This window comes from uncultured Castellaniella sp. (assembly GCF_937988725.1).
GTDB lineage: Bacteria > Pseudomonadota > Gammaproteobacteria > Burkholderiales > Burkholderiaceae_B > Castellaniella.
Genome location: NZ_CALKHS010000010.1, coordinates 925,512 through 940,219, shown reverse-complemented (window position 1 = coordinate 940,219; position 14,708 = coordinate 925,512). Strand labels below are relative to the sequence as shown.

The following is a 14,708-nucleotide window of genomic DNA, read 5'->3' as shown; positions in this document are numbered from 1 at the left end:
TGCCAGAAGCGACTGTGCGGACGGTTTTTATGAGACGTGGCAGACAATGAAATCCGCATGCCTGCTACGTTTGCGGCGTTCCGGCGGCACGGCCTGTTAATCCGCAGGTCCCGGGTTCGAGCCCTGGTCAGGGAGCCAAGAAATTCAAGGACTTAGATGAAAATCTAAGTCCTTTTTGTTTTGGGTGTGTTGGACGCGATGTAGGTGGCGCCCTTGCCCTTCAGATCGCGAAACCCGACTGATTTTCCAGACCGGGCATGAAAAATGCTGATCCCGCTTCGCTTTGTTCATACGGGAGGTTCCATGCTTCACTACGCCGTTGTGTTTCTCATCATTGCGTTGGTGGCAGGGTTTTTTGGCTTTTTCGGAATCGCGGGCGTGGCCGCCACAATAGCCAAGGTTCTTTTCGTCATCTTCCTCATTCTGTTCATCGCATCCTTGGTATTCGGACGCAGGCGAATGTGACGACGCTGAATCTTCAATAGGCTGGGCAGCCGGCAGCTCAGGATAGGGGGCCGCTGCTGGCTTTGGGTGCCCGTTGATCGGGTAGGCGCGACCATTCGCCGATCAGAGGATCGGGAGGCGCGGGGTCGGGCCTGGCGGCAAAACAGCCGGTCCCTGTTCGGAAGGGCCGGCTGTCTTTTGTGTTCTGGAGTCCGTGCTTCGCAGGGCCTACTTTGTCTGGCCGAGCGCCTTGCGCTCGCCGTAGCGCGTGGTGGATTGCGGTGTTTGAGAGAGCTGATGGCTACGATCCTCGGCGCGATCCAGACCCTTGTCCCTGTCGGGCGAGTTGAAGCCATTTGTATTGGCCAGGCCCTCGCTGCTCATATGCGAAGCGGACACCCCGCCGGCTTCGCTGCTTGCGCCGCCATGCCCGACGCCGCCGCCGATTCCGGCTCCGCCGCCGCCCATGCCGGCTCCACCGCCGACACCGCCGCCAACTCCGCCACCGTTGCCGCCCGCTCCGCCGCCTCCTCGGGCCTGCGCGCCGAGCGCAAAGCATGACATGACGGCAACAGAGGCAATGACCAGACCGAATTTTACTTTCGACATGACAGCTCCTTCGTGAAATTGGAGAATCGGCATCGTCCTGGCCGATGCCGGCGAGACGACTCAAAGCTTATCGATCAACCATTTCGAACGGTGAAACCGCCGTGTCAGGATTGCAACCGCTGATGATCACGCCCGCTCCATGGAACAAGACGCCCAGTCGGCCCAGGCGGCCCGGTTACGCTTCGTAGCCCCTTTTTTGCCGGTCTGATGCAAAATCGTTGCGCCATAAAAGGGGTTGTCATGAAAAGAATATTTTTGGCGTGCGCGATCATCGCCATGCTGTCTTCCTGTGCGGTGTATACGCCGCGCGGATCCGTGGTCGTCGACCCGGATCCGGGGTATGGGCATGGCGGATTCTGCCCTCCGGGACAGGCCAAGAAGGGCAATTGCTGACGTCGCCTCAGGGCAGTCGCATCAGGATCGGCACGCCGGCCTTGCGCAGGCAGCCCGAGGTCACGCTGCCCAGCAGGGCCGCTTCGATTGCGTCCCTGCGCCGCGTGACCATCGCCAGGATCACGTCGCCGCGGCGGCTCACATGGTCGGCGATCGCCGTCACCGGGTCGCCGTGCAGCACCTCCCAGTCGACGGCCACGCCGTGGCGTTTGGCAAGATCGACCGCCTGGGTATGGACGTAGCCCGATTCCAGTTTGGACATTTCGCCTCCTGATATCTCGCCGACTTTCGCTGCATCGACGGTCTGGACCGCGCTGACGACTTCCAGCCCGGCGCCGATCCAGCCGGCGAACCGGGCCGCATCGCTGGCCAGCGCCTCGGGCAGCGTGCTGCCGTCCAGGGGCAGCACCACGCTGCGCAGTTTCACGGGCGCGTGGTCCGGGGCTCTGGCCCCCGTGGGGCGATAGACGAGCACCGGCCCGTTGGCGCCGCGCACGACGCGCTGCGCCACGCTGCCGAGCACGAGTTCCATCAGGCCGGAACGCCCGCGCGAGGTCATGGCCAGTAGCGTGGCCGGCTTGCGGGCGGCTTCCTCGAGAATCGCCCGGGCCGCGTCGCCGGCGTCCACCAGGCACAGGCCCTCGGCCCCGTGCCTGGAAGCCATCCAGTCGATGTAATCCCTGGCGTCGTCTTGGTCGGCCGCCTTGTCGACGATGCGCAACAGAGCCAGTTCCGTGCCGTGGACGGCCGCCAGGCCCGCGGCATAGGGAATCATCTCTTCCGAAAACGGCGAACCGTCGAGCGGCACCAGAATACGTTTGTACATAGTCATCACTCCAGAAGGTGTTCTCCGGGATACTTCGCAGCCTGTCGAGGCATTTCCAAGTATAGGATTCCCGGAATCGATCGCCGCAGGAGACTTTTCGCGAATGTTTGCGCAAAAGCAATCCGGCGCGGGAAATATCCGCGGGTGGCGGCAGGGCGCTGCGAAACCTGATTGACGGCCGTTCGCGCGGTCCGCATAATCGATCGAAGCACGTTACGAGAAGTGAGCATGGACACCCGCCCGGCTGCGCCCATCGACGCGCCAGAGCACGGTAGCGCAGAGAGCGGATCCGACACCATGGCGGGGTCGCGATGACGCTTCCTCCGGACCTTGCGCGGCGCTTGCAGAGCATCCTCGACTCGCCCAGCTACAGGCTGGCGCAGGAAGACGTCGAACTGCTCGGGGAAAAGGACCTGCGGCCGCTGCGCCTCCAGCTCGAGCTGCTCAAGCCCGAACGCGTCCTGGCCGAGCAGGGCGTGGATTCGACGATCGTGGTGTTCGGCAGCGCGCGCGTGACCGATTCAGAGACCGCCCGCGCCCGGCTTGCCGCGCTGCAAGCAACACCGGCGTCCTCGGCGGCTCCCCCCACCCCCCAGGAACTGGCGTTTGCCCGCCGCCGGGTCGAGCAGGCCCGCTATTACGAGCAGGCGCGGCGCTTCGCACGGCTCGTCTCGTGCCGCTTCCAGCAAGAAGACCGGTGCGACTTCGTGGTCGTCACCGGGGGAGGACCGGGAATCATGGAAGCCGCCAATCGCGGCGCGTTCGAAGTGGGCGCGCGCTCGATCGGATTCAACGTCAGCCTGCCCCATGAGCAGGTGCCCAATCCCTACATCAGTCCGGAATTGGCGTTCCGCTGCCATTATTTCGCTTTGCGCAAGATGCACTTTCTGCTGCATGCGCGCGGCCTGGTCGCCTTTCCAGGAGGCTACGGCACGCTGGACGAATTGTTCGAGGTGCTGACGCTGATCCAGACCGGGAAGATGGAGCCGATACCCGTCGTGCTGGTCGGACGCGATTTCTGGAGCCGGACTATCGGCTTCGACTATCTGGTGGACGAAGGCTATATCGCGCCGAAGGATGTCGACCTGTTCACGTGCGTCGATGACGCCGAAGAAATCATGGCGGCGCTGGAGCGCTTCCATGACGGCCCCGCGCCCGACGCGGCGGCTCTCTGAGCCCTGGCTCAGGCGAAGAACGCCTCGGCGACCATCCACAGGCCCAGTATCAGCACCGCGCCCATCCACAGGTGGAAGCGCCGCTCGAACCCCATGGACTCGTAAGCCCTCGCCATGGCGTCCGGCGGGGTCAGCAGCAGCGCCAGGCCCTTCAAAAGGGCCGCCCACCCGATCAGGGTGACGGCAAGGGCAAGCGCGCCGCCGGTCCAGATCGTGTGCGCAAGCACGATGGCCAGCCCGGCGACCGTGGCGACCATGCCCGAAAACAGCATCCACGGCCCGCTGCGCGCCATCCGGTTCAGGGTCTCCAGCGTCTGCCGTTTCCGGGTCAGCATCGCGGCGGAGATCACGATCAGATAAAGCCCCAGGAGTTTGCCGAGAAAGATGGTGAGTGTGGACATGATGCCTGTCTCCGAACGGAGTTCCGATCCTGTTTACAGCGGGCACGCCTGGTCCTGGCGCGGCACGGTCGCCGCCCAGCCGAGTTCGCGACCGATCCGCACGCGCAGCGCTTCGGACGCGTCCGGTTCGCCGTGGACGATGAACACGCGGCGCGGCGGGCGCTGGAAGCCGGACAGCCAGCGCATGAGATCGTCGCTGTCGGCGTGGGCCGACAGCGACGGCAGTTCGGCGACCTCGGCATTCACGGGGATCCATCGGCCGTGGATGCGTGTCTCGCGCGCGCCGCCCGCCAGCAGTTTGCGGCCGCGCGTGCCGGCCGCCTGGAAGCCGGAGAACAGCAGCGTGTTGCGGTGGTCGGGCGCGAATGCCGCGATGTGGTGCAGCACCCGCCCTCCGGTCGCCATGCCGCTGGCGGAAATGATCACTTTGGGATACGGGTTGGCCGACAGCGCCTTCGATTCCTGGACGTCGCGGACGCAGCGCACCGCGTCGCAGGCCGCCTCGTAGTCGTGAGGCGGCAGCCGGTGATCGTCCGGGTAGGCGCGCATCAGTTCGCCGGCGCTGGTCGCCATCGGGCTGTCCAGGTAGATCGGCACGTTGCGCAGCCGGCCGGCGCGGCGCAGCAGCCACATCCCGTAGATCAGCAACTGCGCGCGGCCGACCGCGAAGGCGGGCACCACCACCGTGCCGCCGCGCTTCACCGTGCGCTCGATCACGTCTCCCAGCGTGTTCACGGGGTCTACGGGCTCGTGCTTGCGGTCGCCGTAGGTGGACTCGATCACCACGTAGTCCGCGTCGGGCACGGGATCGGGGTCGTGCATCACGAGGTCGTCGTAGCGGCCCAGGTCGCCGGAAAACGCGACGCGCACACCGCCGATGTCGATCTGGGCGGTCGCCGCCCCGAGGATGTGGCCGGCGCGACGCAGCAGTAGCGAGGCGTCGCCCGGCAGCGCCTGCCGCTGATACAGCGGCACGGCGTGAAACATGCCGATTGCGCGTTCGGCGGCGGCGACGCCGTATAGCGGCAGCGCCGGCGCATGTTTGCTGAAACCCTTGCGATTGGCGTAGTCGGCGTCTTTTTCCTGCAGGAAGGCGCTGTCGCGCAGGATCAGGGCGGCGACGTCCCGGGTGGCCGCGGTGGCGTGGATCCGGCCGCGGAAGCCGTCGAGGGCCAGGCGCGGCAGGTAGCCGCAATGGTCCAGGTGCGCGTGCGTCAGCACCACCGCGTCGACCGAGCGCGGCTCGATGGGCAGGCGCTGCCAGTTCAGTTCGCGCAGGTTCGCCAGGCCCTGGAACAGGCCGCAGTCGATCATGATGCGGGTGTCGCCATGGGTCAGCAGGTGCTTCGATCCCGTGACGGTGCCCGCGGCGCCCAGGAAGGTCAGTGATGGCATGGCTGGTTGTCCCCGTGTCTGTCCGGTCAGCCGCCATCGCGCCCGACCGGCTGGCCCGCAAGCCAGTTCGCTACAGTCCAATCATACCCGGCGGGAAGGCGTTCGCGAGACGGATCGACGCATCCGTCGCGCCGTCGGGGGAGTGCGCGGATGCCTTCCTGTGCCGGGAGGCCCCGGGCTAGGCCCGATCCCCGCTGCGCGCCTCGATCCTGGCGCGGTTCAGCGCCATCGCTTCGGGAGTGGGGGTCCATTCGCCCCAGTAATCGTCGGGGATGGCTGGAAAATCCTTGCGCTGTATGCCTTCGAAGGACGGCTTGTAGCCACGGCGCTTCATCTCCCCGATCAGCTCGGCATGCCGGCGCGCCAGATAGGCAAGGCGCGTGTAGAAAAACAGCATGTGCCCCTTGCCCAGCACGTACTGTTCAGGCTGACTCGGCTTGCCGCGCAGGGCGGCTTTCTGAGCCAGGGCGAAGACTCTGGGCAGCTCTCTGTATTCGGCCACCAGATGGGGTCCGCTGAGCTCCTGGACGGGGATGCAGTTGATTCGGGTCATGGGCGGTGGCGCGGTTTGTGCGTGGTGTTCGTGTGAAGCGGATCGGGTGGCATGGGATTCATGTTCTGCGGTCGGGGCGTCCGGGTAGACTGTCCCGGATCCGGACTTTCACAGCTTACACGCATGACGACTTCCGATTCTCTCGCCTGTCCCTGCGGCCTGCCGGCCGCCTACCACGCCTGCTGCGGCCGCTGGCATCGCGGGCCCTTGCATCTGCGGGCGCCCGATGCGCAGGCCCTGATGCGTTCGCGCTACAGCGCCTACGTGCTCGATGAGATCGACTATCTGCTGCAGACCTGGCACCCGGGCACGCGCCCCGCGGCGCTGGCGCCCAATGAGCCGGGGACGAAATGGCTGGGGCTGGAGGTGCGCCGCCATGATCGCCAGGATGCGGATCATGAAACCGTGGAATTCGTGGCGCGGGTCCGCGTCGGCGGCCGCGCGTCGCGCCTGCATGAAACCAGCCGTTTCGTGCGCGAGGAAGGGCGGTGGCTGTATGTGGATGGGGTGATGGATGCCTAGTGCATCAGTTTGACGACAGCGATGGCGGCGCCAAAGACGCCAGCCAGGACCACAAACGGATACCAGCGCGATTCAGCCAGAATCTTCTGGGCTTCCGCCTGAAGCTTCATCGTGGTGGCCGCCATCATGTCGAGCTCGGCATCCAGTTTTTTGTCGTCCGTGGCTTTGTCATTCATGATCAGGATCCTGGTCGGTATCGGGCATGACACGATGCCTGGCCTTTGTTCCAGAATCTAGCCCCTCCGTGACGTTTATGTCAATCTCGCCACAGAGGGTCCGGCCCTCAATGCGCCCCCGCCGCCGCGCCGCCGCCATGATCCGACGTCTTCGGGCGGGCCAGCCAGATCAGCCCGATCAGGATCAGGAAAATGAAGGCGGACGCGTAGAAGAAATCGGTGGCCGACATGGTGTAGGCCTGCTGGTTGATGACGCGGTCCAGCATGGCGGCGCCGTGCAGCTGGTCGATGCCCAGATTCTGCAGGCCGCCCATGATGTGGTCGAAGGCCGGCTCGCCGGGGCGCGCGGCTTCGGTCAGGCGGGCGTGGTGCAGAATGGCGCGGTCGTCCCAGACCGTGGTGGTGATGGACGTGCCGAACGCGCCGCAGACCAGGCGGAAGAAGTTCGTCAGGCCGGCCGCCGCCGGGATGCGGTCGGGGCGCAGGCCAGACAGCGAGATCGTCGTCAGCGGGATGAAGAACGTCGCCATGGCCGCGCCCTGGATGAAGGTCGGCAGCATGACGCCGAACAGGTCCACGTTGGTGTTGTACTGCGCCCGCATGTAGCTGATCAGGGAAAAGATCAGGAACGCCACGGTGGCGATGATGCGCGGGTCGTGGCGGGCCAGCAGCTTGCCCACCACGGGCGACAGGATGATGGCCAGGATGCCCACCGGCGCGGCCGCCACGCCCGCCCAGGTGGCGGTGTAGCCCATGGTGTTCTGCAGCCACAGGGGCAGCAGCACGACCGTGCCGAAGAACACGCCGTAGGCGATCGACAGGGCGATGGTGCCGGACGTGAAGTTGCGCTGGGCGAACAGGGTCAGGTCCACGACCGGATGGGCGGCCGTCAGCTCCCAGATGACGAAATAGACGAAGGTGACGACCGAGATGATGGCCAGGATGCAGATCAGCGGGCTGGCGAACCAGTCCAGGTCCTTGCCCTTGTCCAGCATGATCTGCAGGGCGCCGACCCAGACCACCAGCAGGAACAGGCCCATGCGGTCGATGGGCAGGTTGTAGCGCCGCGAGTCGCGGTCTTTGTATACCTGCCAGGACGCCCAGGCGGCCAGCAGGCCGATGGGCACGTTGATGTAGAAGATCCAGGACCAGGCGTAGTTGTCGGAAATCCAGCCGCCCAGCAGCGGCCCGGCGATGGGGCCGACCAGGATCGTCATGGACCACAAGGCCAGCGCCATGCCGGCCTTGGCACGCGGGTAGCTGGCCAGCATCAGCGATTGGGACAGCGGGATCATCGGCCCGGCCACGGCGCCTTGCAGTACGCGGAAGAACACCAGGGATTCGAAGGACCAGGCGAAGCCGCACAGCCAGGAGGTCAGGACGAACAGCAGCGTGGCCAGCACGAACAGGCGCACCTGGCCGAAGCGCTGGGTCAGCCAGCCGGTCAGGGGCACGGTGATGGCGTTGGCCACGGCGAAGGACGTGATCACCCAGGTGCCCTGCGTGGTGCTCACGCCCAGGTCGCCCGCGATCGTCGGGATCGACACGTTGGCGATCGACGAATCCAGCACGTTCATGAAGACCGCGGCCGACACGGCGATGGTGCCCAGCACGCGGGCGCCGCCTTCCAGCGGCGGATGGCCGCCTTCGGGGGGCTGGGGCGGCGCGGGCCGGGCCGCGCCTTCGTCCACGGTGGCGGTGCTCATGAGGCTTGGTTTTCCTGGATGATGCGTTCGATCAGGGCGTCCACCTCGGCCGGATCATGATCGTAGACCGTGGTGCTCAGGGCGCTGGCCGGCGCGCTCGGAGCGGCCTGGTCCGGCGTGGAGGACAGGTCGACTTCCACCGTCATGGACAGGCCCACGCGCAGGGGATGGTCCTTCAGGTCCTTGGGGTCCAGCGCGATGCGCACCGGCACGCGCTGGATGACCTTGATCCAGTTGCCGCTGGCGTTCTGCGCCGGCAGCAGGGCGAAGGCGCTGCCGCTGCCCGCCGACACCCCGACGACCGTGCCGTGGTAGGTGACCTTGCTGCCGTACAGGTCGGAGACCAGGGTGGCCTTCTGGCCCGGCTGCATGGCGTGCAATTGGTTTTCCTTGAAGTTGGCTTCGACCCACAGGCTTTGCAGCGGCACGATGGTCATCAGCGGCGTGCCCGGCTGGATGCGCTGACCCAGCTGGACGGAACGCTGCGCGACCATGCCGTCCACCGGCGCCAGCACGCGGGTGCGCTCCTGGGCCAGCCAGGCCTGGCGGACCTGATCGGCGGCCTGCAGGACGTCGGGGTGCGTGGCGACGGTGCTGCCGTGGGTCAGGGCCTGGTTGGTGGCCAGCTTGGCCTTGGAGACGGCCAGTCCGGCGCGCGCCTGGGCCAGCCCGGCCTGGGCGGACTTGACCGCCACCTGGGCGTGCAGAAGTTCCTCGCCGCTGACCCCGCCGGACCCGCGCAGGGCATTGCGCCGCTGCAGGTCGTTTTCCGCCTTGTGCAGCAGGGTCTCGGCCTGCTCGACGTTGGCCTGGCCGACGGAGATGTCGGCGGCCAGCGCGTCGTTCTGCACGAACAGCGTCTGCGTGTGGCGCACGGTCTGGGCCAGGGCGGCTTCGGCCTGGGCCAGCGCGATGTCGGTGTCGCTGTGGTCCAGCGTCACCAGATGGCTGCCCCGGGCGACCGTCTGCGTGTCGTCGGCGCCGATGGCGACGACGGTGCCGGGAATCTGGGCGCTGACCGACACCAGATTGCCGTGCACGTAGGCGTCGTCCGTAGATTCGTAGTGCGAGGCGAAGATCATCCACCAGATCCCGTACAGCAGGGCGAGCAGAATGAAGACGCCGGTGGCGGCCCACATCAGGCGTTTGCGGGTGGGGCGGGATTGCGTGCTGGTTGCTGTCATGATGCGCTTGATGATTTAGTCGGTGGAAGTCGAGGACGAACGGGCGGCGGCGGGGGCGTCGGCGTCCGCCCCGGCCGGGGGCTGCTCGTAGCCGCCGCCCAGGGCGGTGGCCAGCTGCACGTCCAGCACGTAGGCGCGGGCATGCAGGTCCGTGGTCTGCACGGTCTGCTTCAGAGCCTCGCTCTGGGCCAGCAGCACCTGCACGAAATTGCCCAGGCCCGCCTTGTAGCGGTCCAGCGCGACGTCGTAGGCGGAGGTGATGGCTTTCAGGCTGGCTTCCTGGTGGCGGATCTGTTCCTGCAGCGAGCGGATCGAGGCGCTGGCGTCGGCGACCTCGCGGATGGCGCCCAGGACCGTCTCGTTGTATTGCGCGATGGCTTCGTCGCGGGCGGCGCGCTGGCCGGCCAGTTGCGCGTTCAGGGCGCCGGCGTGGAAGATCGGCAGGGTGATCACCGGCCCGGCGCTGTAGTTCTCGCTGCTGCTGCGCACCAGCTTGTCCATCCCCAGGGAAAGGAAGCCGGCCGCCGCGGACAGATTCACATTGGGCAGGAAATCGGCCTTGGCGGCGGAGACTTCCGCCCCGGCGGCCTGCGCCTGCAGGCGGGCGGCGGCGATGTCGGCGCGACGCCCCAGCAGCGCCAGGGGCATGTGGGCCGGCACGCCGGCCGGCAGGGCGTGCTGCGCCTGGATCGGCAGCGCCGGCAGCTGTTCGGGCGACACCCCCAGCAAGGCGGCCAGCTGGTGATGCAGCAGTTCGGCGTTGTTGCGGGCCTGACTCAGCTGCACCTGGGCGGAGGACACGGCGGAGTCCGCCTGGTCCACGTCCACCTGGATGCCCAGGCCGTTCTTGTACCGGTCGCGCGTGATGTTCAGGGCTTCCTGCAACTTGCTGACGATGGATTCGATGGCGACGGCCTGGGCCTGGGCGTCCTGCAGCTGGAAGTAGCTTTGCGCGACGGCCGATACCAGCAGGGTGCGGGCCTGCTGGCTGGAAGCCCGGGCGGCGTCGGCGCGCTGTCCGGCGGCTGCCGCCAGGGCGCGCTGCTTGCCCCACAGGTCCAGATTGAAGTCCAGCTGCAGTCCCAGGCCCGTGTCGCTCTGGTAAGAACCCCCCAATGGCGGCGGGTAGATGTAATTCTCGCTCAGCCGCTCACGGGTCAGGTGATAGTTGGCGTTGACCTGGGGCCACTGCACGGCGCGCGCGCCCCGGGCGGCCGCCTGCGCGGCGCGCACCCGGGCGGCGGCGGCCTGCAGGGACGGGCTGGATTGCAGCGCCTGATCGATCAGACGGTTCAGCTGCGGGTCCTGGTAGCGGGTCCACCAGTCGTCCTTGGGCCAGGCCAGGGCCGGATCGGCCTGCAGGGCCAGGCGTTCGCCCGTCAGGGGCTGCACGGCCGGCGAGCCGGGATCCATGGGGGCGCAGGCCGACAGGGCCAGGACCAACAGCAGTGGGATGAAGGGTTTCATGCTGACAGGAAGCTGAAAGTAGTTGATTCGGTCTGTATCTGACTAGACAATTATAGAGCGAAACTTCGGGATATCCATGCCCGAATATCGGGTAATGGCCGGGTCGGATCAGGGTTCGGGGGGGGTACAGGCCTGCTGCAGGACTTGTTCGCCGTTCTGTATCATGCGTTTCAGCAAGGCCAGCAGCATGCGGATCTCGTCGTCGGAAAAGCCCTGCAGGTGCAGGTTCAGGGCTTCGGCGATGATGGGCAGTATCTGGTCCGTCAGGGCGTGGCCCGTGTCGGTCAGGGTGATCTTCACGACCCGGCGGTCTTCGGGGATGCGGTCGCGGCGGATGAAGCCCTTGGCTTCCAGGCGGTCCAGCATCCGGGTCATGGCTCCGGTATCCACGTTCATGGCGCGAGCCAGTTCGGCCGGGGTGTCGATGCGCTTGTGCTGGATCAGCAGCAGCGGGCGCCATTGGTTGGCGGTCAGCCCCAGAGGCAGCGTGCGCAGATCGATCACCCGGTGCACCAGGACATGCAGATGCCGGATCAGCAGGCCGACGTTGCGGTCCGCGGTCAGGTCGCCGGGGCTGTCGCTGTAGAAGCAGCACAGCGGGCCGGTGGCGGGGACGGCATCCGGACGATCCGGAGCGGTGGGTGTGGGAGCTTGCATGTTAAAATTCTACTCCCTCAGTATCTGACTAGGCAACTAAATAATGCCGGACATCTCTCGCCGCCTGTTCTGGACCGGGTTCGTGCTGGCGGGGCTGGGGGCGGTCCTGTTTTCCGCCAAGGCGATCGTCGCCAAGCTGCTGTACCTGCACGGCGTGGATGCGCTGGACGTGATTGGCTTCCGGATGCTGCTGGCCCTGCCGTTTTTCGCCGCCGTGGCGCTCTACCAGGCCCGCCGCGCCCGGCAGGGGCTGATCGCCCGCCTGGGCTGGCGCGACGGTGTGCGCATTTTCATCCTGGGATTCATCGGCTACTACCTGTCCAGTTTCCTGGATTTCCTGGGCCTGCAATACATCTCGGCGGGGCTGGAACGCCTGATCCTGTTCCTGGCGCCGACCTTCGTGTTGCTGATCTCGGCCTGGTTCCTGGGCAAGGCGATTTCCTCGCGCCAGTGGCTGGCCATGGCGCTGGCCTATGCCGGCGTCGCCCTGGTGTTCTGGGACGACCTGTCCGTCGCGGGCGACAACGTCATCCTGGGATCGGCCTGCGTGCTGGGGGCGGCCTTTTCCTATGCCATGTATCTGATCGGATCGGGGGAATTGATCGAGCGGGTCACGGCCACGCGGCTGGTGGCCTACGCCATGACGGTGTCCGCCGGGGTGACGATGGCGCACTTCTTCCTGGTCAAGGGGCTGGCGGGCCTGGACCAGACCTGGCCCGTGTACGGCCTGTCCCTGATCCATGCGACGGTCAACACGGTCATTCCGACCTTCATGATCATGTGGTCGGTGGCCCGGATCGGCGCGCCGCTGACGGCGCAGCTGGGCTTGCTGGGACCGGTGTCCATCCTGTTCCTGGCCTGGGCGTTCCTGGGCGAACCGATCACCGTGCTGCAGGTGGTCGGCACGGTCCTGGTGGCGGCGGCCGCCGTCGTGCTGGGCCGCAGGTCCCGCGAACAGGCGGCGGTCGCGCCGCCCCGGCCCGGTCGGGCCTGACGCGCGTCCTTGCGCCGGGCGAAACGTCAGGACCCCATGCTTTCCTCGATCTCGTCGCGGTGCACGTCGTGCGTGATGAAGCCCGCGACGTTGTCCGGCATGGCCAGATAGCGCGGATGCGCCAGGGTGTTGCGGATGTCCTGCAGGCCCATGGCCCAGTGCTCGCGCATGGTGGCGGGGCCGAACTGGAAATCCCGGAAATGCTGCTCGTACGGCTTGTCGCGGTAGATCAGGTGGATGACGTTGCTGCGGGCGCCGCTGGCCAGTTCGGCCGCCTGCCGGCAGGCGGCGTCCTGCTCCCGCACGGCCTCGGGCACCTGGTCCAGCACCTGACGCAACAGCCGCTGCATCTTGCGGTGCGCCCGCATTTCCTCGGTCATCATCCGCGTGCGGCTGGAATAGCGGATGTCCTGGACGCGGTCGCTGACTTCGTTCATGCTGCGCGGCACCGGTCCGCGCGCCGACCACAGGTCCACCTGGAACACCAGGGTGTCGCGCTCGGGGCGCTGTTCCAGCACCTTGGTCAGCGGGGTGTTGGACACCAGGCCGCCGTCCCAATAGTATTCGCCATCGATCTCGATGGCGGGGAAGGCGGGGGGCAGGGCGCCCGAAGCCATGAAATGCTCCGCCCTCAGGCGCGTCTTGCGATTGTCGAAGTAAGTGAAATTGCCCGTGCGCACGTTCACCGCGCCGATCGACACGTGCAGGCCGCCGTCGTTGATGAGGTCGAAATCGCACAGGGATTCCAGGGTGTCCTTCAGGGGGCGGGTGTCGTAGTGGCCCACACAGCCGGGGTCCAGGCTGGCGGACAGGGCGGCGGGCGGAAAGCGCGGGTGGAAGAACCCCTTTTGCCCGACCATCAGCGCGCTGCCGGCGTGCAGGGCGCCCAGGAACTGACGGGCCAGGTCGTTCACCTGGAACAGGGTTTGCTCCATCAGCGCGTTGGCGCCCGGGCCGACGTAGGGCTGGCAGATGGTGTCCCAGAAAGCCTGCAGGCGCTCGACGCGTTTTTCGACCGGGTTGCCGGCGATGATGGCGACGTTCAGGGCGCCGATGGAAATGCCGGCCAGTTCCGTCAGCTGGATGTCGGCCTCGTTCAGCCCCTGGTAGACGCCGGCCTGATAAGCCCCCAGGGCGCCGCCGCCTTGCAGCACCAGCGCGCGGACCTCGTAGGCTTCATGGGCGGCCGCGACGCGGGATTCAGTCTTGGGCATGGGTGTCGACCTCCAGGGAATGTAGAAATGCCTCGATGAGCGTACCGCGATAGCGGCTGCGGTGCAGCACCAGCGACAGGCGCCGGTCCAGGTTCAGGAAAGGGGTGCGCAGCACCCGCAGCCGGCCGGTGGCGACGGCGTCCAGCGTAGCCGCGTAGGGCAGGCAGGCGATCCCCAGGCCGGCGATGACGGCCTGCTTGATGGCTTCGATCTGGCCCAGCTCCAGCAGGATGCGGCCGGGCGGCAGGGCGGTCAGCGCCTGTTCGGTCAGGGTGCGGGTGGCGGATCCGCGTTCGCGCAGGATCCAGTGGGCATCCGCGAAATCCTGGGCCTTCAGCCGCGAGCGCCGGGCCAGCGGATGCGAGGGCGCCGCGCAGACGACCAGGGCGTCGCTGCGCCAGGCCAGGGTTTCCAGCCGCGCATGATGGACGGGGCCTTCGACGCAGGCGATGTCGATGGCGTGGTCCAGCAGCATGGCGACGATCTCCCGCGTATTGTCCACTGTGAGATGCAGCGCGATCATGGGATGTTGGGCCACGATGGGGCCCAGAAGTTCCCCCACCAGGTAGTTGCCCACCGTGTTGCTGGCGCCGATGCGCAAGGCGCCGCTCAGGGCTTCCCGGGTGCCGGGGTGGCGGCGCTGCATGTCCTGCAGGCGTTCCAGGATCTCCCGGGCCAGGGGCAGCTGTTCGGCGCCCTGCGCGTTCAGGCGCAGCCGGCCGCGTTCGCGGTCGAACAGCGTGCTGCCCAGCTGCCGTTCCAGTTCCGCCAGCGCCATGCTGATGGCCGGCTGCGTCAGGTGCAGTTGCTCGGCCGCCCGGCGCACGCTGCCGGTGGTGGCGACGGCGTCGAAGACTTCCAGCTGGCGGATGCTCAAGCCGATCATGATGAGGGATCCCGAGGTCTGCGGACACCGGACATTGTAGGGGGCGATCGGCCAACACATCAATTTTTTTGATTGGTCGAGTCATCATTACTGAATTTATTGATTG

The 14,708-nt window shown here is 66.8% G+C and carries 16 protein-coding genes; 4 read left to right on the top strand and 12 right to left on the bottom strand.

What is annotated here, in order from left to right; translation table 11 throughout:
- Positions 1 to 303: 303 nt before the first annotated feature.
- A complete protein-coding gene (locus tag Q0263_RS14915) occupies positions 304 to 465 on the top strand; it encodes a DUF1328 domain-containing protein (protein WP_298017792.1) in 162 nt (53 codons plus the stop codon).
- Positions 466 to 672: 207 nt separating this feature from the next.
- Here Q0263_RS14915 and Q0263_RS14910 read toward each other — a convergent pair whose 3' ends face one another.
- Both Q0263_RS14910 and Q0263_RS14905 read right to left on the bottom strand, forming a co-directional pair.
- Positions 673 to 1,008 carry a hypothetical protein gene (locus Q0263_RS14910; protein ID WP_298019140.1) on the bottom strand — a complete coding sequence of 112 codons (336 nt, stop codon included), beginning with the start codon at positions 1,006 to 1,008 and terminating at the stop codon, positions 673 to 675.
- A gap of 445 nt (positions 1,009 to 1,453) precedes the next feature.
- Positions 1,454 to 2,272 carry a universal stress protein gene (locus Q0263_RS14905; RefSeq protein ID WP_298017789.1) on the bottom strand — a complete coding sequence of 273 codons (819 nt, stop codon included), beginning with the start codon at positions 2,270 to 2,272 and terminating at the stop codon, positions 1,454 to 1,456.
- A 311-nt stretch (positions 2,273 to 2,583) separates the two neighbouring features.
- Between Q0263_RS14905 and Q0263_RS14900 the strand changes: the two genes are divergently transcribed.
- Positions 2,584 to 3,447 carry a TIGR00730 family Rossman fold protein gene (locus tag Q0263_RS14900; RefSeq protein WP_298017787.1) on the top strand — a complete coding sequence of 288 codons (864 nt, stop codon included), beginning with the start codon at positions 2,584 to 2,586 and terminating at the stop codon, positions 3,445 to 3,447.
- Positions 3,448 to 3,455: 8 nt separating this feature from the next.
- Here Q0263_RS14900 and Q0263_RS14895 read toward each other — a convergent pair whose 3' ends face one another.
- The 3 genes from Q0263_RS14895 to Q0263_RS14885 all read right to left on the bottom strand — a co-directional run bounded on the left by Q0263_RS14895 (position 3,456) and on the right by Q0263_RS14885 (position 5,796).
- Positions 3,456 to 3,848: a hypothetical protein gene (locus tag Q0263_RS14895; RefSeq protein ID WP_298017785.1), complete on the bottom strand. Its 393-nt coding sequence runs from the start codon at positions 3,846 to 3,848 to the stop codon at positions 3,456 to 3,458.
- Positions 3,849 to 3,881: 33 nt separating this feature from the next.
- Positions 3,882 to 5,243 carry an MBL fold metallo-hydrolase gene (locus Q0263_RS14890; protein ID WP_298017784.1) on the bottom strand — a complete coding sequence of 454 codons (1,362 nt, stop codon included), beginning with the start codon at positions 5,241 to 5,243 and terminating at the stop codon, positions 3,882 to 3,884.
- A 178-nt stretch (positions 5,244 to 5,421) separates the two neighbouring features.
- The gene (locus tag Q0263_RS14885; RefSeq protein ID WP_298017781.1) at positions 5,422 to 5,796 is read right to left on the bottom strand and encodes a pyrimidine dimer DNA glycosylase/endonuclease V; all 375 of its coding nucleotides are present in this window, start codon (positions 5,794 to 5,796) and stop codon (positions 5,422 to 5,424) included.
- Positions 5,797 to 5,919: 123 nt separating this feature from the next.
- On the opposite strand from Q0263_RS14885, the gene Q0263_RS14880 reads away from it, so the two are divergent.
- Entirely contained in the window at positions 5,920 to 6,318 is a 399-nt protein-coding gene (locus Q0263_RS14880; protein ID WP_298017778.1) for a YchJ family metal-binding protein, read from the top strand.
- On the opposite strand, the gene Q0263_RS14875 is transcribed toward Q0263_RS14880, so the two are convergent.
- From Q0263_RS14875 to Q0263_RS14855, 5 genes are all read right to left on the bottom strand, one after another.
- A complete protein-coding gene (locus tag Q0263_RS14875; RefSeq protein WP_298017776.1) occupies positions 6,315 to 6,494 on the bottom strand; it encodes a hypothetical protein in 180 nt (59 codons plus the stop codon). The genes Q0263_RS14880 and Q0263_RS14875 overlap by 4 nt on opposite strands.
- A 107-nt stretch (positions 6,495 to 6,601) precedes the next feature.
- Positions 6,602 to 8,200, bottom strand: a complete 1,599-nt coding sequence (locus tag Q0263_RS14870) for a DHA2 family efflux MFS transporter permease subunit (protein WP_298017774.1) — start codon at positions 8,198 to 8,200, stop codon at positions 6,602 to 6,604.
- On the bottom strand, positions 8,197 to 9,384 hold the full coding sequence (locus Q0263_RS14865; RefSeq protein ID WP_298017772.1) for an HlyD family efflux transporter periplasmic adaptor subunit: 1,188 nt from the start codon (positions 9,382 to 9,384) through the stop codon (positions 8,197 to 8,199). The genes Q0263_RS14870 and Q0263_RS14865 overlap by 4 nt, the downstream gene beginning before the upstream one ends.
- Before the next feature lie 15 nt (positions 9,385 to 9,399).
- Entirely contained in the window at positions 9,400 to 10,851 is a 1,452-nt protein-coding gene (locus Q0263_RS14860; RefSeq protein WP_298017769.1) for an efflux transporter outer membrane subunit, read from the bottom strand.
- Between the two features lie 108 nt (positions 10,852 to 10,959).
- Positions 10,960 to 11,508, bottom strand: coding sequence for a MarR family transcriptional regulator (locus tag Q0263_RS14855; RefSeq protein WP_298017767.1), 549 nt, complete (start codon positions 11,506 to 11,508; stop codon positions 10,960 to 10,962).
- A 43-nt stretch (positions 11,509 to 11,551) separates the two neighbouring features.
- On the opposite strand from Q0263_RS14855, the gene Q0263_RS14850 reads away from it, so the two are divergent.
- Positions 11,552 to 12,502: a DMT family transporter gene (locus Q0263_RS14850; protein WP_298017765.1), complete on the top strand. Its 951-nt coding sequence runs from the start codon at positions 11,552 to 11,554 to the stop codon at positions 12,500 to 12,502.
- A gap of 26 nt (positions 12,503 to 12,528) precedes the next feature.
- Here the strand turns inward: Q0263_RS14850 and Q0263_RS14845 are convergent, their stop codons facing one another.
- On the bottom strand, positions 12,529 to 13,716 hold the full coding sequence (locus tag Q0263_RS14845) for a patatin-like phospholipase family protein (protein WP_298017762.1): 1,188 nt from the start codon (positions 13,714 to 13,716) through the stop codon (positions 12,529 to 12,531).
- On the bottom strand, positions 13,703 to 14,602 hold the full coding sequence (locus tag Q0263_RS14840; protein ID WP_298017760.1) for a LysR substrate-binding domain-containing protein: 900 nt from the start codon (positions 14,600 to 14,602) through the stop codon (positions 13,703 to 13,705). The genes Q0263_RS14845 and Q0263_RS14840 overlap by 14 nt, the downstream gene beginning before the upstream one ends.
- Positions 14,603 to 14,708: the final 106 nt, after the last annotated feature.

Excerpts from the sequence above, each read along its gene's own strand:
- Q0263_RS14850 (WP_298017765.1), top strand. The coding sequence starts at position 11,552 with ATGCCGGACATCTCTCGCCGCCTGTTCTGGACCGGGTTCGTGCTGGCG.
- Q0263_RS14880 (WP_298017778.1), top strand. The coding sequence starts at position 5,920 with ATGACGACTTCCGATTCTCTCGCCTGTCCCTGCGGCCTGCCGGCCGCC.
- Q0263_RS14860 (WP_298017769.1), bottom strand. The coding sequence starts at position 10,851 with ATGAAACCCTTCATCCCACTGCTGTTGGTCCTGGCCCTGTCGGCCTGC.
- Q0263_RS14855 (WP_298017767.1), bottom strand. The coding sequence starts at position 11,508 with ATGCAAGCTCCCACACCCACCGCTCCGGATCGTCCGGATGCCGTCCCC.
- Q0263_RS14900 (WP_298017787.1), top strand. The coding sequence starts at position 2,584 with ATGACGCTTCCTCCGGACCTTGCGCGGCGCTTGCAGAGCATCCTCGAC.
- Q0263_RS14905 (WP_298017789.1), bottom strand. The coding sequence starts at position 2,272 with ATGTACAAACGTATTCTGGTGCCGCTCGACGGTTCGCCGTTTTCGGAA.
- Q0263_RS14875 (WP_298017776.1), bottom strand. The coding sequence starts at position 6,494 with ATGAATGACAAAGCCACGGACGACAAAAAACTGGATGCCGAGCTCGAC.
- Q0263_RS14870 (WP_298017774.1), bottom strand. The coding sequence starts at position 8,200 with ATGAGCACCGCCACCGTGGACGAAGGCGCGGCCCGGCCCGCGCCGCCC.
- Q0263_RS14885 (WP_298017781.1), bottom strand. The coding sequence starts at position 5,796 with ATGACCCGAATCAACTGCATCCCCGTCCAGGAGCTCAGCGGACCCCAT.
- Q0263_RS14845 (WP_298017762.1), bottom strand. The coding sequence starts at position 13,716 with ATGCCCAAGACTGAATCCCGCGTCGCGGCCGCCCATGAAGCCTACGAG.
- Q0263_RS14865 (WP_298017772.1), bottom strand. The coding sequence starts at position 9,384 with ATGACAGCAACCAGCACGCAATCCCGCCCCACCCGCAAACGCCTGATG.
- Q0263_RS14895 (WP_298017785.1), bottom strand. The coding sequence starts at position 3,848 with ATGTCCACACTCACCATCTTTCTCGGCAAACTCCTGGGGCTTTATCTG.
- Q0263_RS14910 (WP_298019140.1), bottom strand. The coding sequence starts at position 1,008 with ATGTCATGCTTTGCGCTCGGCGCGCAGGCCCGAGGAGGCGGCGGAGCG.
- Q0263_RS14840 (WP_298017760.1), bottom strand. The coding sequence starts at position 14,602 with ATGATCGGCTTGAGCATCCGCCAGCTGGAAGTCTTCGACGCCGTCGCC.
- Q0263_RS14890 (WP_298017784.1), bottom strand. The coding sequence starts at position 5,243 with ATGCCATCACTGACCTTCCTGGGCGCCGCGGGCACCGTCACGGGATCG.
- Q0263_RS14915 (WP_298017792.1), top strand. The coding sequence starts at position 304 with ATGCTTCACTACGCCGTTGTGTTTCTCATCATTGCGTTGGTGGCAGGG.